Origin of the sequence: Pseudomonas sp. R4-34-07 (genome assembly GCF_003852375.1) — a bacterium.
Taxonomy (GTDB): domain Bacteria; phylum Pseudomonadota; class Gammaproteobacteria; order Pseudomonadales; family Pseudomonadaceae; genus Aquipseudomonas.
On sequence record NZ_CP027760.1, the window covers coordinates 4,618,572 to 4,639,220 of the forward strand.

The 20,649-nt window shown below is 60.1% G+C and carries 21 protein-coding genes and 1 tRNA gene; all 22 read right to left on the reverse strand.

Features of this window, described 5'->3' with window-relative positions:
- Positions 1-115 precede the first annotated feature (115 nt).
- Positions 116-1,660, reverse strand: a complete 1,545-nt coding sequence (locus tag C4J85_RS21285) for a DHA2 family efflux MFS transporter permease subunit (protein ID WP_124410651.1) — start codon at positions 1,658-1,660, stop codon at positions 116-118.
- Entirely contained in the window at positions 1,653-2,825 is a 1,173-nt protein-coding gene (locus tag C4J85_RS21290; RefSeq protein WP_124410652.1) for an HlyD family secretion protein, read from the reverse strand. Before C4J85_RS21290 ends, C4J85_RS21285 begins: the two co-directional genes overlap by 8 nt.
- Positions 2,822-4,324 (reverse strand): TolC family protein, encoded by a 1,503-nt coding sequence (locus tag C4J85_RS21295; RefSeq protein WP_124408027.1) that lies wholly within the window; start codon positions 4,322-4,324, stop codon positions 2,822-2,824. Before C4J85_RS21295 ends, C4J85_RS21290 begins: the two co-directional genes overlap by 4 nt.
- A gap of 204 nt (positions 4,325-4,528) precedes the next feature.
- Positions 4,529-5,269, reverse strand: a complete 741-nt coding sequence (locus C4J85_RS21300) for a helix-turn-helix domain-containing protein (RefSeq protein ID WP_124410653.1) — start codon at positions 5,267-5,269, stop codon at positions 4,529-4,531.
- 1 nt (position 5,270) lies between these two features.
- Positions 5,271-6,965: a 2-isopropylmalate synthase gene (leuA, locus tag C4J85_RS21305; protein ID WP_124410654.1), complete on the reverse strand. Its 1,695-nt coding sequence runs from the start codon at positions 6,963-6,965 to the stop codon at positions 5,271-5,273.
- A gap of 427 nt (positions 6,966-7,392) precedes the next feature.
- Positions 7,393-7,468, reverse strand: a tRNA-Lys gene (locus C4J85_RS21310).
- A 132-nt stretch (positions 7,469-7,600) separates the two neighbouring features.
- Positions 7,601-8,248, reverse strand: a complete 648-nt coding sequence (gene queE, locus C4J85_RS21315) for a 7-carboxy-7-deazaguanine synthase QueE (protein WP_005790893.1) — start codon at positions 8,246-8,248, stop codon at positions 7,601-7,603.
- A gap of 164 nt (positions 8,249-8,412) precedes the next feature.
- Positions 8,413-9,249, reverse strand: coding sequence for a tol-pal system protein YbgF (ybgF, locus tag C4J85_RS21320; protein WP_124410655.1), 837 nt, complete (start codon positions 9,247-9,249; stop codon positions 8,413-8,415).
- Positions 9,250-9,255: 6 nt separating this feature from the next.
- Positions 9,256-9,756: a peptidoglycan-associated lipoprotein Pal gene (pal, locus tag C4J85_RS21325; RefSeq protein ID WP_003193861.1), complete on the reverse strand. Its 501-nt coding sequence runs from the start codon at positions 9,754-9,756 to the stop codon at positions 9,256-9,258.
- Between the two features lie 55 nt (positions 9,757-9,811).
- Positions 9,812-11,092, reverse strand: a complete 1,281-nt coding sequence (tolB, locus tag C4J85_RS21330; RefSeq protein WP_177412755.1) for a Tol-Pal system beta propeller repeat protein TolB — start codon at positions 11,090-11,092, stop codon at positions 9,812-9,814.
- A 17-nt stretch (positions 11,093-11,109) separates the two neighbouring features.
- On the reverse strand, positions 11,110-12,183 hold the full coding sequence (gene tolA / locus C4J85_RS21335) for a cell envelope integrity protein TolA (RefSeq protein ID WP_124364182.1): 1,074 nt from the start codon (positions 12,181-12,183) through the stop codon (positions 11,110-11,112).
- Positions 12,183-12,635, reverse strand: coding sequence for a protein TolR (gene tolR, locus C4J85_RS21340; RefSeq protein ID WP_161793227.1), 453 nt, complete (start codon positions 12,633-12,635; stop codon positions 12,183-12,185). Before tolR ends, tolA begins: the two co-directional genes overlap by 1 nt.
- A 23-nt stretch (positions 12,636-12,658) precedes the next feature.
- Positions 12,659-13,354, reverse strand: coding sequence for a protein TolQ (gene tolQ, locus C4J85_RS21345; protein WP_053135845.1), 696 nt, complete (start codon positions 13,352-13,354; stop codon positions 12,659-12,661).
- Between the two features lies 1 nt (position 13,355).
- Complete coding sequence (ybgC, locus tag C4J85_RS21350) at positions 13,356-13,811, reverse strand: tol-pal system-associated acyl-CoA thioesterase (RefSeq protein WP_124364183.1); 456 nt, start codon at positions 13,809-13,811, stop codon at positions 13,356-13,358.
- 249 nt (positions 13,812-14,060) lie between these two features.
- Positions 14,061-15,119: a Holliday junction branch migration DNA helicase RuvB gene (ruvB, locus tag C4J85_RS21360; RefSeq protein ID WP_003175801.1), complete on the reverse strand. Its 1,059-nt coding sequence runs from the start codon at positions 15,117-15,119 to the stop codon at positions 14,061-14,063.
- Positions 15,120-15,731 (reverse strand): Holliday junction branch migration protein RuvA, encoded by a 612-nt coding sequence (gene ruvA, locus C4J85_RS21365; RefSeq protein ID WP_124364184.1) that lies wholly within the window; start codon positions 15,729-15,731, stop codon positions 15,120-15,122.
- A 66-nt stretch (positions 15,732-15,797) separates the two neighbouring features.
- Positions 15,798-16,322, reverse strand: coding sequence for a crossover junction endodeoxyribonuclease RuvC (gene ruvC / locus C4J85_RS21370; protein WP_057723842.1), 525 nt, complete (start codon positions 16,320-16,322; stop codon positions 15,798-15,800).
- Between the two features lie 156 nt (positions 16,323-16,478).
- Complete coding sequence (locus C4J85_RS21375; RefSeq protein ID WP_124368165.1) at positions 16,479-17,225, reverse strand: YebC/PmpR family DNA-binding transcriptional regulator; 747 nt, start codon at positions 17,223-17,225, stop codon at positions 16,479-16,481.
- A gap of 148 nt (positions 17,226-17,373) precedes the next feature.
- A complete protein-coding gene (gene aspS / locus C4J85_RS21380) occupies positions 17,374-19,149 on the reverse strand; it encodes an aspartate--tRNA ligase (RefSeq protein WP_057013724.1) in 1,776 nt (591 codons plus the stop codon).
- 108 nt (positions 19,150-19,257) lie between these two features.
- Complete coding sequence (locus C4J85_RS21385) at positions 19,258-19,479, reverse strand: FmdB family zinc ribbon protein (RefSeq protein ID WP_003193872.1); 222 nt, start codon at positions 19,477-19,479, stop codon at positions 19,258-19,260.
- A 170-nt stretch (positions 19,480-19,649) separates the two neighbouring features.
- Positions 19,650-19,982 (reverse strand): ribbon-helix-helix domain-containing protein, encoded by a 333-nt coding sequence (locus C4J85_RS21390; protein ID WP_124371699.1) that lies wholly within the window; start codon positions 19,980-19,982, stop codon positions 19,650-19,652.
- Positions 19,983-20,165: 183 nt separating this feature from the next.
- Complete coding sequence (locus C4J85_RS21395) at positions 20,166-20,639, reverse strand: Dps family protein (protein WP_003193874.1); 474 nt, start codon at positions 20,637-20,639, stop codon at positions 20,166-20,168.
- Between the last annotated feature and the right edge of the window lie 10 nt (positions 20,640-20,649).

Sequence of the window (20,649 nt, forward strand, 5' to 3'; positions counted from 1 at the left end):
GTCATTGCTAAGTTAGCAATCCACTAAACCGTCAACAGGCCTGTCGCCTTTTTTCCATTCAAGTTCCCTCTTGTTTGCTGAGAAGCGCCGCGCATCATTTGCCGGCCATGTGCATTCAATTCTTTGCTTGTTGACGTAATGCCAATGCCGCCACACCACACAGGACCAAGGCGATACAGGACACGTAGAACGCATCGCTGTAGGCCATCAGGTAGGCCTCGCGGCGCACGGTACGCATCAAGCCCTCGAGGACTTGCTGCTGGGCGGGCAGCAGTTGGTTGAAGACGAAGGCTTCGCTGTCTGCCATGCCGGCGCGCAGGCGCTCCTGGAATGACGGGGAAAACATGGTGATCGACTCGCCGACGCGCTCTGAATGAAAGCGCTCGCGCATGGCGACGATCTGCGTCAACCCGGCAGTGCCCACGGCGCCGCCCAGGTTGCGCAGCATGGAAAACAGAGCGGAGGCAGAACCGGCTTCATCCTTGGCCAACCCGGACACGGCCAGCACCGAAAGCGCCACGATGATCAACGGTTGCCCGATGCCCCGTACCACAGTGGACGGGATGATCACGTTGGCGGCGCTGTCCATGTCCAGATGCGCGCCGAGATAGCAGCCCAGGGCCATGATGAAAAAGCCGCTGGCAACCATCAGTTTCGGGTTGAGCCACTTCATCAGGCGCGGCATGAACGGCGCCAGCACCAGTTGCACCATGCCGTAGGCAATCAGGCTGATCCCGATTTCCCGGGCGTTGTAGCCCTGCAGTTGGGACAGGTAATTGGGCACCAGAAAGACCAGGCCGAACGTGGCCCCGCCAAAAATGAACATCGCTGCGCTCGCCACGCCGAAGTTGTAGCTCTTGAGCAGGCGCAGGTTGATGAATGAGCGGCTGCCGTAGAGCTGTGACAGCACGAAATACACCAGGGCGACGCCGGCGGTGAGCGACATCCATACGATGAAATCGGAGCCGAACCAGTCCTTGCGCCCGCCTTCTTCAAGCACGATCTGCAACCCGCCGAGGCCGACAATCATGGCCAGGATGCCGCCCCAGTCACCGCGCTTGAGCAGGCTCAACTGCATGGGTTTGGCATCGATGGACCATGCCACCGCCAGCAGCAGGAGAATGCCGGGGGCCAGTTGCAGGTAAAAAATCCAGCGCCAGGAATACGCATCCGTCAGCCAGCCGCCGATGGACGGACCGGCGGCCTGGGCCACGCTGTTGGACAGGGCGAACAGGGCCATGCCCATGGCGATCTTGCTGGGCGGCAGTTCCGTGATGATCAGTTGGAACGACAACGGGATCAGCACCGCGCCGGCGGCGCCCTGGATCACCCGAATGATGATCATCACTTCCAGGTTGGGTGCCCAGGAGCAGGCAATGGAAGCCACTAGAAATACAAACGAGCCCACCAGCATCACCCGGCGCAGGGAGAACACCTGCACCAGCCAGGCGGTCAGAGGGATCATGACGATTTCCGCAACCAGATACGCCGTGGAAATCCACGAGCCTTCTTCAAAGGTCGCCCCCAGCGAGCCTTCGATTTCCGGCAGCGCGGCGCTGGTCACGTGCACGTTCATGCCGGCCATGAAACAGCCGAACAGCCCGCCGATCACGGCCACCCAGGCGCGAAAGGAGACGGTTTTCTCGCCAATCTCAGTCATGCGCGGCGCCCTGGGCAGCAGGACGGGTATCCACCGTCGTGATCACCGACATGCCCGGCAGGATGGGGCCGCCGTCATCGTGCTGATCGATCACGATCTTCACCGGAAAACGCTGCACGATCTTGGTGAAGTTGCCGGTGGCGTTGTCCGACGGCAGCAGCGCAAATACCGCACCCGAACCGGGCGAAAGACTCACCACATGGCCCTTGAGCTTGCGCCCTGAATAGCTGTCGACGCTGATATCCACCGTTTGCCCGGCGCGCATGTCACGCAATTGGGTTTCCTTGTAGTTGGCCACCACGTAGGCCTGCTGCAAGGGCACCACGGCCAGCAGCGGCAGGCCCGGCGCGACATATTGGCGGGTGCGCACCTTGCGCTGCCCCACTACCCCGTCGATCGGCGAGCGGATCAAGGTGTCTTCGAGCGCATGGGTCGCCAGTTTCAACTGGGCCTCGGCCTGGTCGCGCCGGGCTATCTGCTGCTGCAGCGAGGCATCGGCCAATTGGCGGCGGGTAGTGGCGACATTCAGCCGGGTTTCCTGCTGGCGCTGCATCGCCCGGGCAATGTCCACCGCGGCGCTGGCCTGGGTGTAACTGGCCGCGGCGCTTTCCAGGCGCTGGGCGCTGGCGGCGTGCTCGCGGACCAGGCCTTCATAGCGATGTTGATCCAGACTGGCGCGGCGCAACTCCGCCCCCACGCTGCGGGTATGCGCCTCGGCCTGGGCGACGCCGGCCTTTTGCTGTGCGATCAGGCTGTCGGTAACGTGCAGGTTGGCCTGCTCGGCCGCAATCGAGGCTTGTGCTTGCGCCAACTCCGCACGGGCTTGGGCCAAGCGCGCCTGATAGTCACGGTCCTCGATGCGCACCAGCACATCCCCGGCCTTGACGGGCTGGTCATCCTCCACCAACACCTGGGCTACGTACCCGGACACCCTGGGGCTGATGGGGATCCAGTCGGCACGCACGTAGGCGTCGTCAGTCTGTTCCAGGTAACGCCCAACGGTCATCCAATACACGCCGAACGCCACCGCTGCGATCAACAACGCAGCGCCACCGAGCAGGATCAGGTTGCGTTTGCGGCGTTGCTTGCGGGCGTGCATGAGCTGCTCGAGCACATGCTCCTGCTCATCCTGCACAGCGGTTTTTTCATCAACAGCGATATTCATGGCTGGGTACCGGAAAAATGGGCGGAAGCGTGGGTGAGTGCAGCGGCCGGAGCCTGGGCGGAAGCGGATTGCCAACCGCCCCCCAGGGCGCGAAACAGGCTGATCTGGCGCTGCAGCAATTGGCCATCGGCATCGGCGCGCGTGGCTTGCAGGCGGATCAGCTCACGCTCGCTGTCTAGCACATCGAGAAAGTCGATGGAGCCGGCGTTGTAGTTGAACTGCGCCAGCTTGTAGGCATGCCGACTGCTATCCAGTGCCTGACTCAAGGCGGCGTGGCGCTGGCGCTCGCCGTCGTACAGCGCCAGGGCCTGGCGTACGTCCTTGAGCGCCCTGAGCACGCTGTTTTCGAATTGCGCGACTTCCACCTGCTCGAGCGCGCGCGCCTGGTTGACCCGCGCACGGTTGGCACGCCAGTTGGGGAACTGCCAGGTAATCAGCGGACCGATGCCAAACATCACCGCGCTGCTGTCCCCCAGTTCATGGGACTTGCTGGCCGAGGAAGACACGGAGGCGCCAAAAGTCACCTTCGGATACAGGTCGGCCTGGACGATATCCACTTGCAAGGTGGCGGCTCGCAATGCTCGCTCGGCCTGACGGATATCAGGGCGGCGCGCCAGTAATTGCCAGCCATCGCCCACCGGCAGCGCGGCACTGAGTTGCGGTACCACTTCGCACGTCGCCGCGCCTGAACCCTGCTCCAGGTCAGCCACGCCGGTCAGCATCGCCAGTTCATACAACGCCGACTCGCGGCGCGCCTCCAGCATCGGCAACAGGGCCAGGGTTTCGCCCTGCAGGGCCTGCATGCGGCTGTATTCAAGGTCTGTCACCACGCCGGCCTGACGCTGGCGATCGGTCAGCGCCAGGCTGCGCCCGACCACTTCCAGTGAATGGCGCTGCACTTTGGCGCGCGCGCCCAGGGCGCAGGCATTCACGTAGGCGCGGGTGGTTTGCGCGGCGACGGTGATGCGCAGCAAGTCCTCGGCGTCCTGAGCCGCCGCCGCTTGCACCTGCGCCCGCTCAATGCTGCGCTGGACCTGGCCCCACACATCCACTTGGTAAGCCAATTCGAAACCAGGGTTGAAGGCCCACTGCGACGGTGCGTGGCTGTCGGTAGCCTTGGCCAGGGTCTGATCGTCGGCAGTCTTGCCGTAGACGGCGCCCAGTGACGCCTGGGTGGACGGCCAACGCTCGGCGTCGGCCTGCATGATGCCGGCCAGCATCGACTGCACATGGGCCTGCGCCGCCGCCAGGTCGCGGTTGTGTTCCAGCGCTTGCTGCACCAGCGCGTCGAGCTTGGGGTCGTTGTACAACTGCCACCAACGGTCGGGCAAAACCTGGGCCGACACACCCTGCGGCAGGCGGCTCAAGGCATCGATGCGCGGCGGGTGCGGTTGCGCCGGCACATGGGTGACCCAGGAAGAACATCCTGCCAACCAGACGACAGCCACGCCCAGGAGCGAAAGACGGCAGTGCCGCGTGGAAAATGAAGGCGAACCCATCGCAGAAATCCAGAGTGCTGAGTAGAGACGCAGGTTAAGAGAGCACCGTGCTGCGCATCTCCCGAGTTCCAGACAACCATCGTTTCGATTGGGACAACTTGGCTGCGCAGCCGGATCCAGAGCGCCCGCCGTCCAGGCGCACGTACGCATGGCCCTGCGCAAAGGCGGGCCATGTCCAGTTGGTGGGGGGTAGCGCGGGGTCGATCAGACCAAACGGCAGTTGCTGGGTGTGTAGCCCATGGTGCGTTTGAACATTGCCGTGAAAGCGCTGGGGCTTTGGTAGCCATGCTCAAGCGCCACTTCCAGAATGGACACGCCGCAGGCCAGGCGCTGCATGCTCAGCAGCAGTCGCGTGCGCTTGCGCCACTCGCCATAACTCATGCCCAACTCTTTCTGGAACAGCCGAGCCAGGGTGCGCGAACTCATATTGAGTTGCACCGCCCAGCTCTCCAGTTTCGATTCCTGGGACGGGTTGTCGATAAAGTCGGCACACAGCGACTTGAGCCGCGGCTCGTCTGGAATCGGCACATGCGCCAATACTTTCTGTGCCCTGTCGAGTTCAGAGAAGATCAGGTCGACAATCTGCCTGTGACGCACCACCACCGGCTCGCTGTCAGGTGTTTCGGCGGCGGTGATGATCAACTCACGCAGCAGTGGCGACACACGGATGACATGGCACTCCTCCGTCAAGGCGCGGTGGGCGCCGGGGCTGATCAGCAACGTGCGCATGCGCACCTCGCCCGTCATGCGGATCTGGTGCTCCTGCCCGGAGGGGACCCACAGCGCATGCCCGGACGGCACCACCCAAGTGGTGCCGACGACCGATACCAGCATGACGCCGTTGATGGCGTAGACCAACTGGCCTTCGTCGTGTCGATGCGAGGCAACGATATCGCCGTGACCATAGTTACCGGTAAGCGCCGCCAATGCGGTATGGGCATTCATCTCAGGAAGGCACCGCAGCACTCGCCACGCTGAGCAGGCCCAGACGCGATGCGCGATTGACGGCACTCGTCACCGCCTTGAGGGACGCCAGCAAGATGCTGCCATCGCGGGCGGCACCGAACAGCAACTGGTTGTTCACGCGGATCTCCACATAAGCCAGTGCTTCAGCCTGGGCACCGTCACGGGTGGCATGTTCGTGGTAATCGGCGATGTCGAAGTGGATGCCGCGCTGCGCGAATGCGTCGACCAGCGCCGCCAGCGGGCCGTTACCTTCACCGCTCAGTTCAAGGGGGCTCGCGCCGCCGATCAGCGTGCCTTCCAGATAAGTCACGTTGCCCTCGCTGACCAGTTTGGGCTGCAACAAGATGTAAGGCTTGCCTTGGTCAAGGTAGTGCCGGGTAAAGCAGGCCAGGATCATCTCGCCACTGACTTCCTGACCGGAGGCATCGGCTTCCTGCTGCACCAGGCTGCTGAATTCCATCTGCAGGCGCCGCGGCATCACGATGCCATGTTGTTCCAGCAGATACGCCACGCCACCTTTGCCCGACTGGCTGTTGACGCGAATCACCGCTTCATAGCTGCGCCCCATGTCGGCGGGATCGATCGGCAAGTAGGGCACTTCCCACAGCCCATCGGGATTGGCCTGGCGGGCCGCGAAGCCTTTTTTGATCGCATCCTGGTGCGAGCCCGAAAACGCCGTGAACACCAGCTCCCCGGCGTAGGGATGGCGCGGGTGCGTGGGCAGTTGGTTGCAGAACTCGACTTCACGCTGCACGTGGATGATGTCCGAGAAATCCAGTTGCGGGTCGATGCCGCTGGTGTAGAGGTTCATTGCCAGCGTCAGGATATCCACATTGCCGGTTCGCTCACCGTTGCCGAACAACGTGCCCTCGACCCGCTCGGCTCCGGCCAGGCAAGCCTGTTCGGCGGTAGCGACCCCGGTACCGCGATCATTATGCGGGTGGACACTGATGACTACGCTGTCGCGCCGACTGAAATGGCGGCAGAACCACTCGATCTGATCGGCGAAGACATTGGCCGTGGAGACCTCCACCGTGGTGGGCAGATTCAGGATCATTTTGTTCGACGGGGTCGGGCCGAAAGCATCGGTCACCGCTTCGCAGACCTCCAACGCAAAGTCCAGTTCGGTGAAGCAGAAGGTTTCAGGGGAATACTGGAACGTCCACTGCGTATCTGGATTGTTGTCCATGTGGCGCTTGATCTCATGCGTTGCCTGGGTGGCAATGTCGATGCAACCGGCCCGGTCCACGCCGAACACCACCTCCCGGAACACCGGCGCGGTGGCGTTGTACACATGCACGATCGCGCGCGGGGCGCCTTTCAAGGCTTCAAACGTGCGCTCGATCAAATGGCTGCGCGCCTGCGTCATCACTTGGATAGTCACATCGTCGGGAATCGCGCCACTGTCGATCAATTCACGCACGTAATCGAAATCGGTCTGGGAAGCGGCAGGAAAGCCTACCTCGATCTCCTTGAACCCCACCTTGACCAGCAGCTCGAAGAAACGGCGCTTGCGCTCGGCATTCATGGGTTCGATCAATGCCTGGTTGCCGTCACGCATGTCGACACTGCACCAGGTTGGCGCTGCAGCCTGCATGACACTTGGCCATTGGCGGTCCGGGAGGTCCACGGTAGTGAAATGGCGGTATTTGCTGGAAGGGTCCTTGAGCATCATGTCGCTTCTCCTTTTAGAACTGATCGTCGGTAGCACAGACAGCCTCGCTGAACGCACCCGACATTGGATCCAATACTAAACATAGAGAGCTTGACATGAATTGCGTATTTGGCGCGACAACGTGAAAGAAATTACATAAAAAATCAGAAATTGAAAAAATAGTGGTGATTTCTTTCAATATATGAATTTATAGGGCAATAAACCTTTAAGAGCAGGGTTTAGACGATGATCGAAATTGAGCGCGACGGGGCGCAGAAAAGAGCAAAAAGGCTACTGAGGGGGATAGGTGATGGCGGTTGAGCCGTTCGCTGAGAGGTAGCGACTATGTACGTGGCGCATAGAGCGCATGTTCAGCATATTTCAGGCAAAAAAAAACCCGGAAATCCTCACTTGCGTGGGCCTTCCGGATTTTCTAAACCGCCAAAAATGGTGGGTCGTGTGGGATTCGAACCTACGACCAATTGGTTAAAAGCCAACTGCTCTACCAACTGAGCTAACGACCCGCTGTGTGGTGGCGCGTATAATACTGATTTCTAAGGATTATTCAACACCTTATTTGAAAATAATTCAAAATTATACGCAGGGGTCATATTTCGGCGGGTTGAACGCCGCGCATCAGCGCCTGATCAGGCGTATCAACGCCCCGGCTCGTCGTTCCACAGGTATTTGTGCAACTGCAATTGCAGGCGCACCGGCAGGTTGTCCGCGACCACCCAATCCGCCAGCTCACGGGCGTTCAGGTCGTGATGGCTTGGGGAGAACAGCACCTCGCCTGCACGACGCTCGAGGCCATACTGGATCAGCTTGGACGTCGCCCAGTCATAATCGTCTCGAGAACAGATGACGAACTTGACCTGATCGTTGGCCGTCAGCAAGTCGATGTTCTCGTAGCGGTTGCGGTGAGCTTCTTTGGAATCGGGGGTCTTGAGGTCGACCACTCGGCTCACACGCGGGTCTACCGCGGAGATGTCCAAGGCGCCGCTGGTTTCCAGCGAAACCTCGTATCCGGCGTCACACAGCTGCTTGAGCAAAGGAATGGCATTGGGCTGCGCCAACGGCTCGCCGCCTGTTACACAGACGTAGCGCGGTCGGTAGCCGGCAACCTGCTCCAGAATGTCGTCCAGGGTGCGCACAGTGCCGCCGCTGAAGGCATAAGCGCTGTCACAGTATTGGCAACGCAAGGGGCAGCCGGTGAGTCGTACAAATACGGTAGGCAGCCCTGCGGTGCGCGTTTCACCCTGTAATGAGTAAAAAACTTCGGTAATACGTAATGTGTCTTGCATAGTCGCCACGGGCGTAACAGCTGAACAGGCTGTCCGCCTCCGTCAGGCACTTCAAGGGATTGCGCCAACGCGTCAACCCCAGGAAGCGTGTGTCATAAAAGGGCGTGGATTCTAACGAAAAAACCCGCGCCAGGCGCGGGTTTCTTCTAAACGGACTGCATTGCTTACAAGCGTTGCAGATCCCGTTGGGCCAACTGCGCAGCGGAAGTACCCGGATACTGGGCGACGACCTGCTGCAGAATGCCTTTGACCTTGTCGGCATGGCCAAGACGGCGTTCCACGTCAGCGAGTTTGTACAGCGAGTCCGGTACCTTGGCGTGCTTGGGGTACAGCTGGCTGACCTTGGCAAACGCCTGGCCTGCCCCCTGCAAATCACCCTTTGCCAGGTTGACCTCACCCAACCAGTACTGGGCATTGCCCGCGTATTGGCTGTTGGGGTACTTGCGCAGGAATGCGGTAAACGCCTGGCTGGCCTTATCGAAGTCCTTGGCCTTGATCAGGTCGAAGGCTGCATCGTAATACAGTTTTTCCTTCGCCGGATCGCCCGGTTCACTGCTGGCGGCCGGGGCCTGGCTGGCTGCCGCGGCCCCCGCTGCTGCGCCACCGGCGGCAGCACTGGGCGTGCCACCGGTAGAAGAATTATCAGGAGTAGCGGCAGGTGCAACACCGGCTCCAATACGTCGATCAAGATCCTGGTAACGCTCCAGGCCTTCTTGCTTAAGCTGGTTCACTTGATTCTGCAGAACTTCAATGGCGCCTTGTTGCTGGGCCAATTGATCCTGCATGCGTTGCAGCTGGTTGAACAGTTCGCCCTGTGCCGAAGGCGCGGCCGTAGCCGCCCCCCCAGCATAGGCGCCGTTCGTGCCATAACCCGCTGGCGGATAACTGCTGCCGCTATTGTTATAGCCAGAGTTGCTATCCGTTACAGGAACCGCAGCCCACACCGCAAGCGGTGCGAGGCTGAAAGCCAATACAGTTAGAGCACGACGGCACGTTCGCATGACGAATTACTTACGCAGTTCGACGCGACGGTTCTGAGCCCACGACTGTTCGTCGTTGCCAGTTGCAACTGGACGCTCTTTACCGTAGGAAACCAGTTCCAGTTGGCCTGGAGCAACACCTTGCAGTACCAGGTAGCGTTGAACGGCTTTCGCACGACGCTCGCCCAGTGCCATGTTGTACTCACGAGTACCACGGGCGTCAGTGTTACCTTCCAGAACAACGCGAGCGCCGTTAGCTTTCAGGTCCTTGGCGTGAACGTCCAGAGCGCGCATGGCTTCTGGCTTCAGGTCCGAACTGTCGTATTCGAAGTAGAAAGTGGTGATCGCGCGCAGAGCAGCTTCTTCGCTCAGGGAGCCGTCGACTGCACCAGTGTTAGCGCCGTAACCAGCGTTTGGATCAACAGCTGCGCCTTCACCGGCATTGTCGCCGCCTTTAGAGGAGCAACCAACGGCTACGGACAGAGCCAGAGCCAGAGCAGCAAACTTACCAAACTTCAGCATTTCCATCGTGAAACTCCTAATGAACCCCAGTGTGTTAAGTACTTCTTTTTGTAGCGCCGCGTCAGTTCAGGTAAGGGGACCAGGATGGTTCTCTGACTTCGCCTTGTGCGGTAGGAAGCGGGAGCCTTACGCGTCCATTAATGGACACGAGCATCAAGACTCCCCGGCCCTGCTGGCGGGTGGCGTAGATTACCATGGTGCCGTTGGGCGCAACAGTGGCTGACTCATCAAGGTTGGTATCTGTAAGGATTTTTACGGTTCCGCGCTGCAAATCCTGGGCCGCAACCCGGAAATTAGTGAAACCATCCTGACGGTGAATCATTACCAACGTCTTTTCATCGGCCGAAAGCTTGGGGTTGGCGTTGTAGTTACCAATAAAGGTCACGCGTTCCGCGCCACCACCACCCACGCTGGCTTTATAGATTTGAGGCTTGCCGCCACGGTCGGAGGTGAAGTAGATGGTCGAGCCATCCTTACCCCAGAACGGTTCGGTGTTGATGCCAGGGCCGCTGGTCACGCGAGTGAGCTGGCGCGAAGCCATGTTCATCACGTAGATGTCCGGGTTACCGTCCTTGGACAGCACGAATGCCAGGCGCGAACCATCCGGCGACCAGGCTGGCGCACCGTTGAGGCCTTCGAAGTTGGTGATCTGCTCACGACGGCCAGTATCGATGTGCTGGACGAAGATACGCGGACGCTTCTGTTCGAACGACACATAGGCAATACGCTTGCCGTCCGGCGCAAAACGCGGCGACAGGATTGGCTCGCGCGACTGCAACAGGGTCACGGCGCGTGCACCGTCATAGTCGGAGCGCTGCAGGGTGTAACGCGTGTTGTCTACGGAAAAACGCTCGGCGGTCACGTAGAGCATGCGTGTGGAGAACGCACCCTTGATACCGGTGAGCTTTTCAAACGACTGGTCCGAAATGTAGTGGGCCATGTCACGCAGTTGCTCGGCGGTGCCCGAAACGTTGCCGGTCAGGACCTGCTGTTCGGTGGCCACGTTGAACAACGTGTACTGGATCTGCAGGCGACCGCCGGCCGGTGTGATGCTGCCGACCATCAGGTACTGCGCGCCCACGGCCTTCCAGTCGCGGAAGATGACTTCGCTGGCCTGGGTCGGCTGGCTGATCATGTTGCCTTTCGGAATCGGTGCGTAGTAGCCGGAGTTGCGCAGGTCGTCGCTGACGATCTGGGCCATGTCGTCCGGCAGCACGCTGCCGCCCTGCCAGCCGAACGGCACTACCGCGATCGGGGTGGCCCGATCGCTGCCGCTGGTAACCAGGATGTTCTTTTCATCCGCCGCCGCTATCCCTGCCATGCAGCAAATAACGACAAGCATTCCTCGAAGAAGGTTTCTCACAAGGCTAGATCCTCAGGTGTGAATGTCATCTTGAATGAACGATAGGGAGCGAAGTCGCTTGGTTTCATTCCCTGCATCTCGGTCAACCGGCCAATATTCTTGACTGCGGCAACCGCCGAACTGTCGAACGAACCGTCACCACTGGACTTGGCCACGCTGACCGAAGTCACCGTGCCGTCCGGCAACATGCCGATCTGCAGCACTACTGTCATGCCTTTACGTGCCGAAGGTGGACGTGTCCAGCCTTCCGCTGCCCGAGCCCGGATCAGGTCGTCGAAACTGCCCGCGACTTCATCGCCACGCTCATCGGCCAAGGCTTGCTGACGCTGCGGCGTGTCGGAAAGCAAATCTGCCAGGGCCTGGGCCTTTTTCTCTTCGGCGGATTTACGGGCTGCTTCCTGGGCCTTTTTCTTGGAGGCGTCGGCGGCAGCTTTCTTCTTCGCTTCGTCGGCGACTTTCTTTTTCGCCTCGTCTGCTTCAGCTTTTTTCTTGGCGTCTTCGGCGGCTTTCTTCTTCGCGTCTTCGACGATCTTTTTCTTGGCTTCTTCAGCGGCCTTTTTCTTGGCCTCTTCCTCGGCAGCTTTCTTGGCTTCTTCTTCGGATTTCTTCTTGGCTATATCAGCCAATTGTTTCTCTTCGGCCTTTTTGGCTTCGGCAGCTTTCTCGGACTTCTTGGCTTCATCAGCCTTTTTCGCCTCGTCAGCTTTCTTGGCTTCGTCAGCCTTTTTCGATTCCTCGGCCTTTTGAGCCGCCTCTTCTTTCTTTTGTTCCGCAGCAGCCTTCACCGCTTCCTGCTCGACCTTCTTCTGTTCCATCTGCTCGACTTCGGTCTGGCGCGCAGCCGACTTCTGGGCCTCACCCGCAATCTTCTGATTGGTCTGGGTGGTGGCCTGACTTTTCGATTTCAGCTGATACAGGGTCGCCTGCACGATCGGCTTGGCTGGCGGCAGGTCCGGGGTCATGGCAAAGCTGACGAACAGCATGCCGAACACCAGGATGTGCAGGGCAATTGCCCACACGCCAGGCCAGAAGTAGCTTTCCGAGGCGGACGGCTCTCGCTGTTGCTGCATCAGGGCGCCTCGGTAATCAAGCCAACGTTACCGACGCCGGCCTTCTGCAGCCCGCCCATGGCGCCCATGACGGAGCCATAGTCGACCGACTTGTCACCGCGAATGAACACCTGGGTGTGCTTGCCGCCTTCGTTGCCGGAGCGAATGATCTTGGTCACGGCGTCAGTCATCGCCGGCAAGGTCAGGGCCTTGTCCTGCTGCTTCTGCGTGTCGACTTCGCTGCCAAGGTTCCAGTAGTAGGTCTTGTCAGCCTTGATCGAAATGGTCAGGACCTGAGTGTTGTTGTCTTGCGGCAGGGCTTCACTGGAAACCTTGGGCAGATCAACCTTCACGCCCTGGTTGAGCATCGGCGCGGTCACCATGAAGATCACCAGCAGCACCAGCATCACGTCGATGTAGGGCACTACGTTCATCTCGGCGACCGGCTTGCGCTTTTTGCGAGCTCGAGCGATTAAAGCCATTGGGAATTACCTGCTTATTCTTCGCTGGTGTGCACTTTACGGTGCAGGATCGCCTGGAATTCATCGGCGAAGGTGTAGTAACGGCTGATCAACGTTTCGCTGGTGGCGGCAAAACGGTTGTAGGCAATTACTGCGGGGATAGCGGCGAACAGGCCGATCGCGGTGGCGATCAGGGCTTCGGCGATGCCCGGGGCCACGGTGGCCAGGGTCGCTTGCTGGGCCTGGGCCAGGCCACGGAAGGAGTTCATGATGCCCCATACGGTACCGAACAGGCCGATGTACGGGCTGACGGAACCCACAGTCGCCAGGAACGGCAGGCTCTGCTCCAGTTTCTCTTCTTCGCGGGAGATGGCGACGCGCATGGCCCGGGCCACCCCTTCCATCACCGCTTCCGGGTCAACGCCCGGTTGCTGGCGCAGGCGCGAGAACTCCTTGAAGCCGGCGCGGAAGATTTGCTCGACGCCCGAATCCGGGTCCGGATTGCTGCCGGCCTGGCGATACAGCTTGGACAGGTCGATACCCGACCAGAAGCGCTCTTCGAAGCTCTCCAGGGCACGTCGACCGGCACGCAGCAGGTTGCTGCGCTGAAAAATCATGACCCAAGAGGTAACCGATGCGGCTACCAGGGTCAGCATGACCAGTTGCACCACGACACTGGCATTGCTGACCAGGCTCCACATGGAGGAATGGTCGACGACGGTAGGTTCCACGCTAAATCTCCTGCTTTGATTGTTTACCCGCGCCGCTCACGGCGGCAAAGGCCGCACGTAGAGTTTCGGGAATGGCCCGAGGTTTCAAACTGTTGGTGCGTACACACGCCACCAGGAACTGCCCCTCACAGAGCAGCGTTGCATCCGTAGCCCGCCTGACCTGCTGCTTGAATCGCAGGCTGGCACGGTTCAATTCGATGACTTCAGCGCTGACCAGCAGTTCATCGTCCAGCCGCGCCGGTGCGTGGTAACGCGCCTCGCTGGAATGCACGACGAATAACAGGTCCTCCCCTGCCAGCAAGGATTGGGCAAAGCCCAGCTCCCGTAGCCGCTCGGTTCGAGCCCGCTCCATGAATTTCAGGTAATTGACGTAATAAACGATGCCGCCGGCATCAGTGTCCTCGTAATAAACGCGACAGCGATGTGCGAACGACTGATCCCCGTTTTGCGCGCGCATACTCTAGTGCTTACTCCTCAGGTTGCCAATCCGGCTGGACAACTGTTTTTTCAATACCTGAACACATTTCCATTGCCTGAATGACGACGCCAGACACTGGGACAGCACAAACTTCAGATAAATCACCCCACATGACAAATACCCTGCAGGAGCGAGCTTGCTTGCAAAGCCCCTGAGCGCGCCGCGTACAACCAGACACACTGCGTCAGTGTTGAGGTTTTTCGCGAGTAAGCTCGCTCCTACAATTTTTTAATCGTCCACTGCATCGAGAAATTCGTCTACCACGGGCATCTCTCCCAATCGTGACGGAATGTTTAGCCCGAAGTGCAGATAGGCGTGACGCGTTACCACCCTGCCCCGTGGCGTGCGCATGATGTAGCCCTGCTGGATCAGGTAGGGTTCCAGCACATCCTCAATGGTATGCCGCTCTTCACTGATGGCGGCGGCCAGGCTGTCCACGCCCACCGGGCCACCGTCGAATTTCTCGATCATGGTCAGCAGCAAGCGCCGATCCTGGTGATCGAAGCCATGTTCATCCACATCCAGCAGGTTCAACGCCAGGTCCGCGACCGCCTTGGTGATATGCCCCTTGGCCCGTACCTCGGCAAAATCGCGTACGCGGCGCAGCAAACGGTTGGCGATCCGCGGCGTACCCCGCGCGCGCCGGGCGATTTCGAATGCGCCTTCAGGGTCCAGCGGCAAGCCGAGGATACTCGCCGAACGGCTGACGATCGTCGCAAGGTCGGCGGTGCTATAGAACTCAAGACGTTGAACGATACCGAAACGGTCTCGCAGCGGGTTGGTCAGCATGCCGGCACGGGTCGTCGCGCCGACCAGGGTGAACGGTGGCAGATCGAGTTTGATCGAGCGGGCTGCCGGGCCTTCGCCGATCATGATGTCGAGCTGGAAGTCCTCCATCGCCGGGTACAGCACTTCTTCGACGATGGGCGACAGCCGGTGGATCTCGTCGATAAACAGCACGTCGTGAGGCTCGAGATTGGTCAGCAGCGCGGCCAGGTCGCCGGGGCGCTCCAGCACCGGGCCGGAGGTGGACTTGATCGACACGCCCATTTCCTGGGCAATGATATTGGCCAGGGTGGTTTTACCCAGGCCAGGCGGGCCGAAGATCAGTGTGTGATCCAGCGACTCGCTGCGCCCGCGCGCGGCCTGGATGAACAGTTCCATCTGCTCGCGCACGGTAGGCTGGCCGATGTAGTCGGCCAGGCTCAAGGGGCGGATGGCGCGGTCCTGGACTTCTTCACGGTCGCGCGGGCCGGTGGCCGCGATCAGACGATCAGCTTCAATCACTTAAATCATTCCCTTCAGGGCTCGGCGGATCATGTCTTCGCTGCTCAGGTTCTTGTCCTTGATGGCCGACACCGCTTTGCTGGCCTCCTGCGGCTTGTAGCCCAGGGAGATCAACGCACTGACAGCATCGCTTTCGGCACTGGCAACCTGAGTCGCCGGCATATCCGGCTGATTGGGCACCAGGGCGAACATGCTCGGCACCACTTCCCAGGCCTTGAAACGGTCCTTGAGTTCCACCAGCAGGCGCTCGGCGGTTTTCTTGCCGACACCGGGCACCTTGGTCAGCGCCGAGGTGTCCTGGGCCGAAACGGCACGCACCAGCTCATCCACTTCCAGGCTCGACATCAACGCCAGGGCCAGCTTGGGCCCGACGCCGTTGAGGCGAATCAGTTCGCGAAAGAAGTCACGGTCGCGCTTGCCAATGAAACCATAGAGCAGTTGCGCGTCCTCTCGCACGACTAAATGCGTGTGCAAAGTTATCGGCTCGCCGACCGACGGCAAGCGGTACAAGGTGGTCATGGGCACTTCAAGCTCATACCCCAATCCATTCACATCCAGAATCAGGTGCGGCGGCTGTTTCTCAGCCAGGGTGCCGCGCAAGCGTCCAATCACGGTTCAGATCCTTAAAGCTTGGGGTCAGAACAGGCCTGACCGGAAATAACGATTGCGCTGATGCTATCAGAGACGCAGGCGTCCGCCACGACTGCGTGCCGCGCCCAGGCCATGAGGCAGCAGGCTGGAGCGGGTGTGGGCGTGGCAAATGGCAATGGCCAGGGCGTCGGATGCGTCGATCTGGGGTTTTGAGGTGAGCTTGAGCATGTGCATGACCATCATCTGCACCTGTTCCTTATTCGCCCCACCCGTACCGACGACGGCCTGCTTGACCTGGGTCGCGGTGTATTCGGCGATTTCCATGCCCTCCTCGGCCCCCGCCACAATGGCCGCCCCACGGGCCTGGCCGAGCTTCAACGCCGAGTCGGCATTCTTGGCCATGAAGACTTTTTCGATGCCCATGGTCACCGGGCCGTAGGTCTGGATGACTTCACGAACGCCGCGATAGACGATCTGCAGGCGCTCGGCCAACTCCCCCGCGCCGGTGCGAATGCAGCCCGAGGCTACATAAACGCAGCCACGCGGCGTGTGTTGCACCACGCCAAAACCGGTAATGCGCGAACCGGGGTCGATACCTAGGATTAAAGTCATAACGCCTGCGGGTTGGATAAACATATTTTTTGATACAGCGAAGTTCAATGTGGGAGGGGGCTTGCCCCCGATGGCAGTGGATCAGTCAGAATATTTTTGGCTGACCCACCGCTATCGGGAGCAAGCCCCCTCCCACATTTGGATCTACATCAACCTTCAGCCTAGCTGTTCGGCCACGGATTCCGGAATGTCGGCATTCGAATACACGTTTTGCACATCATCCAGATCTTCAAGCATATCCAGCAGCTTCAACACCTTTTGCGCACCGTCCAGGTCCAGTTCGGCGCTGGTGGTCGGCAGCATCACGATTTCCGCGTCAGTGCCCTTGAAACCTGCGGCCTCCAAAGCATTGCGCACCGCGTAGAAGCTGGCGAACGAGGTGAACACGTCGATGGAGGCATCTTCGTTTGTGACCACGTCGTCGGCATCTGCCTCCATCGCGGCTTCCATCAGCGCGTCTTCATCCGTGCCCGCTGCAAAGGTAATCTGCCCCTTGCGCTCGAACAGGTAGGCCACCGAACCGTCGGTACCCAGGTTGCCGCCGCACTTGCTGAACGCATGACGCACCGCAGCTGCAGTACGGTTGCGGTTATCGGTCATGCATTCGACCATCACCGCCACGCCGCCTGGCCCATAGCCTTCGTAGGTCAGCTCGACCATGTCGTCGGTGTCGGCGGCGCCGGCGCCACGGGCCACGGCGCGGTCGATGATGTCACGGCTCATGTTGGCGCCGAGCGCCTTGTCCAGCGCCAGGCGCAGGCGCGGGTTGGAGCCCGGGTCACCGCCACCCTGGCGGGCGGCGACGGTCAGCTCGCGGATCCACTTGGTGAAGATCTTGCCTTTCTTGGCATCCTGACGCTCTTTGCGGTGCTTGATGTTCGCCCACTTGGAATGGCCAGCCATAACACAACTCCGAAATTCTCTAGAAACCTTTATCTATCCCGCTCCGGGCGGACTTCTCTTTTTAAGTGCGGCCTTTGTAACGCAAAGGCGCATCCGAAGATGCGCCTTTAAGACTGCGTAAACCTCAGTGCGCTTTCACGCAGCAGCCTTACTCAGCCTTCGGCGTCTCGCGCAGACGGATGTGCAATTCGCGCAGTGCCTTGGCATCCACGACGCCCGGCGCCTGGGTCATGACGTCCGCAGCACTCTGGGTTTTCGGGAAGGCAATCACTTCACGGATCGACTGGGCACCGGTCATCAGCATCACCAGACGGTCCAGGCCGAAGGCCAGGCCACCGTGCGGCGGCGCACCGTACTTGAGCGCGTCGAGCAGGAAGCCGAACTTCTCTTCCTGTTCCGCTTCGTTGATGCCCAGCAGACGGAACACTGCTTGCTGCATTTCTTTGCGGTGAATACGGATCGAACCGCCACCCAACTCAGTGCCGTTGAGCACCATGTCGTAGGCACGGGACAACGCGCCGGCCGGGTTGGCTTCCAGCTCGGCCGGGGAGCACTTCGGCGCGGTGAACGGGTGGTGCAAGGCGCTGAAGCTGCCGTCGTCGTTCTCTTCGAACATCGGGAAGTCGACCACCCACATCGGCGCCCATTCGCAGGTCAGCAGGTTCAGGTCGTGACCCAGCTTGATCCGCAGTGCGCCCAGGGCTTCGCTGACGATCTTGGCCTTGTCGGCACCGAAGAACACGATATCGCCATCGACCGCACCGACGCGATCAAGGATCGTGTTCAGGTTGGCTTCGGGGATGTTCTTCACGATCGGCGACTGCAGGCCGTCAACGCCATTGGCGCGCTCGTTGACCTTGATGTACGCCAGGCCCTTGGCACCGTAGATGCCGACGAACTTGGTGTAGTCGTCGATCTGCTTGCGCGGCATGCTCGCGCCGCCAGGCACGCGCAGGGCGGCGATGCGGCATTTCGGGTCGTTGGCCGGGCCGCTGAACACCTTGAAGTCGACGTCCTTGAGCTGGTCGGCCACGTCGACCAGTTCCAGCGGGTTACGCAGGTCTGGCTTGTCGGAACCGTAGCGACGCATGGCCTCTTCGAAGGTCATGTGCGGGAATTCGCCGAACTCCAGGTCCAGCACTTCCTTGAACAGGTTGCGGATCATTTGTTCGGTGAGACCCATGATCTCTTTTTCATCGAGGAAGCTGGTCTCGATGTCGATCTGGGTGAATTCTGGCTGGCGGTCGGCGCGCAGGTCTTCGTCACGGAAGCACTTGGCGATCTGGTAGTAACGGTCGAAGCCGGCCACCATCAGCAGTTGCTTGAACAGCTGCGGCGATTGCGGCAAGGCGAAGAAGCTACCCGGGTGGGTACGGCTCGGTACCAGGTAGTCGCGTGCGCCTTCCGGGGTGGCGCGGGTAAGAATCGGCGTTTCCACGTCGAGGAAGCCGTTCTCGTCGAGGAAGCGGCGGATGCTGGTGGTCATGCGCGAACGCAGACGCAGCTTCTCGGCCATTTCCGGACGACGCAGGTCCAGGAAGCGATAGCGCAGGCGAGTTTCCTCGCCAACGTCGGAATATTCGTTCAGTGGGAACGGCGGGGTTTCCGACTCGTTCAGCACTTCCAGCTCATAGCCCAGCACTTCAATGCCGCCGGACGCCATGTTCTTGTTTACGGCACCAGCCGGGCGCAGGCGCACCTTGCCGGTGATCTTCACGACGTATTCGCTGCGCACGCGGTCGGCGGCGGCGAAGCTCTCGGCGCGATCCGGGTCGAACACTACCTGGGCCAGACCATCACGATCACGGATATCGAGGAAGATCACCCCGCCGTGGTCGCGGCGACGGTGAACCCATCCGCAAAGGGTGATTTCCTGACCTTCCAGGGTCTCGTTCAGTTGGCCGCAATAGTGGCTGCGCATCATGGTCGTGGTTTCACTTCTCGTAATTCGAAATTCGGTGGCAGGCGTGCCTCGTCACCGTACATTAAAGCAGGGGACGGATAATGCAGGAGCCTGCGCGTAGAGTTCAACTCAGTCTGCTTTGTCGCCGCCCGCCAGGTTCTTCTTGGCGCCGGTCTTGAAATCGGTCTCGTACCAGCCGCTGCCGCTCAGGCGGAAGCCCGGCATGGACAACATCTTTTTCAACTCAGGTGCCTGGCAGGCTGGGCAATCGACCAGCGGCGCGGCGCTGATCTTCTGAATGGCTTCCAACTGATGACCACAGGAAGCACATTGATAGTCGTACATGGGCATGGAGTTGTCTCGGCGATCAGATCGTTACTGCGCTACGCCCTGCCGATGTGCATAAAGCCCGGCATGCGCAGCAAAGCGCGGGATTATATCTGGTAAATCGAGGCAGCGCAGCCGGCTTTCTGCCCGAGGCGCGGCCCGCCGGAAGGAAGGGCCACGCCCTGCAGCCTCCATCAGAAGGGGCCAGAGGCGCTAAGGCGGTCTTTCAACAGGTGAACGACACACACCACCCGCACCAGCCCGCTGAAGTTCTTCACACCGCCATAGCGCAAATGCACTTCCCGATCGACATAGGACAACAACGCACTGACCGAGCAGGTATTGATCCTGGCCATTTCCGTCAGGATATTCCAGTAGATCTGTTCCAGCCGCAGGCAGGTGGAAAACCCGTTGAGCCGCACCGACCGCGATAATGGCTTGGCGAGCCCCATGTCGAACCCTTTCGCGAAGGGATCGACCTTTATCTTGTGAAAACCACCGGTTTCCACGCCCTTACCACATGACATACACCTGACACTCCCTTGCCAAAACAGCAGTCCATGGGTTTCTCCCATTGGACGGTCAGCCTATAAAACCGCAGGAAGCGACGAGCAGCCAGAAGACGCGGGCGCTGGGCGTCGTAGGACAACGCCAGCAAGCGCAGAGAAACCAGTGAGCGGCGCCCCGAAGACGCCGCACGGGTTCGACGGTTATTGATTTTCGAGCAGCGAACGCAGCATCCACGCGGTTTTTTCGTGGACTTGCATCCGCTGGGTCAAAAGGTCCGCAGTCGGCTCATCGCTGACCTTGTCGAGCAACGGGAAAATGCCACGCGCGGTACGGGTGACAGCCTCCTGGCCAGCCACCAGTTGCTTGATCATCTCTTCGGCGCTCGGCACACCCTCTTCTTCCTTGATCGAAGACAGGCGGGCGTAGATCGAATAGGCACCCGGTGCCGGGAAGCCCAGGGCACGGATACGCTCGGCAATGGAATCCACCGCCAGCGCCAGCTCGTTGTACTGCTCTTCGAACATCAAGTGCAGCGTACGAAACATGGGGCCCGTGACGTTCCAGTGGAAGTTGTGGGTCTTCAGGTACAGCACATAGGTATCGGACAGCAGCCGTGAAAGTCCGTCGACGATGGATTTACGATCTTCTTCACTGATACCAATATCGATTGCCATGTTTTTCCCC

Bases quoted from the DNA above. Each gene is read 5' to 3' on its own strand.
- C4J85_RS21285 (WP_124410651.1), bottom strand. From the start codon at position 1,660: ATGACTGAGATTGGCGAGAAAACCGTCTCCTTTCGCGCCTGGGTGGCC.
- C4J85_RS21290 (WP_124410652.1), bottom strand. From the start codon at position 2,825: ATGAATATCGCTGTTGATGAAAAAACCGCTGTGCAGGATGAGCAGGAG.
- C4J85_RS21295 (WP_124408027.1), bottom strand. From the start codon at position 4,324: ATGGGTTCGCCTTCATTTTCCACGCGGCACTGCCGTCTTTCGCTCCTG.
- C4J85_RS21300 (WP_124410653.1), bottom strand. From the start codon at position 5,269: ATGAATGCCCATACCGCATTGGCGGCGCTTACCGGTAACTATGGTCAC.
- leuA (WP_124410654.1), bottom strand. From the start codon at position 6,965: ATGATGCTCAAGGACCCTTCCAGCAAATACCGCCATTTCACTACCGTG.
- queE (WP_005790893.1), bottom strand. From the start codon at position 8,248: ATGCAAGACACATTACGTATTACCGAAGTTTTTTACTCATTACAGGGT.
- ybgF (WP_124410655.1), bottom strand. From the start codon at position 9,249: ATGCGAACGTGCCGTCGTGCTCTAACTGTATTGGCTTTCAGCCTCGCA.
- pal (WP_003193861.1), bottom strand. From the start codon at position 9,756: ATGGAAATGCTGAAGTTTGGTAAGTTTGCTGCTCTGGCTCTGGCTCTG.
- tolB (WP_177412755.1), bottom strand. From the start codon at position 11,092: ATGCTTGTCGTTATTTGCTGCATGGCAGGGATAGCGGCGGCGGATGAA.
- tolA (WP_124364182.1), bottom strand. From the start codon at position 12,183: ATGCAGCAACAGCGAGAGCCGTCCGCCTCGGAAAGCTACTTCTGGCCT.
- ybgC (WP_124364183.1), bottom strand. From the start codon at position 13,811: ATGCGCGCGCAAAACGGGGATCAGTCGTTCGCACATCGCTGTCGCGTT.
- ruvC (WP_057723842.1), bottom strand. From the start codon at position 16,322: ATGACTTTAATCCTAGGTATCGACCCCGGTTCGCGCATTACCGGTTTT.
- C4J85_RS21375 (WP_124368165.1), bottom strand. From the start codon at position 17,225: ATGGCTGGCCATTCCAAGTGGGCGAACATCAAGCACCGCAAAGAGCGT.
- aspS (WP_057013724.1), bottom strand. From the start codon at position 19,149: ATGATGCGCAGCCACTATTGCGGCCAACTGAACGAGACCCTGGAAGGT.
- C4J85_RS21385 (WP_003193872.1), bottom strand. From the start codon at position 19,479: ATGCCCATGTACGACTATCAATGTGCTTCCTGTGGTCATCAGTTGGAA.
- C4J85_RS21390 (WP_124371699.1), bottom strand. From the start codon at position 19,982: ATGTCATGTGGTAAGGGCGTGGAAACCGGTGGTTTTCACAAGATAAAG.
- C4J85_RS21395 (WP_003193874.1), bottom strand. From the start codon at position 20,639: ATGGCAATCGATATTGGTATCAGTGAAGAAGATCGTAAATCCATCGTC.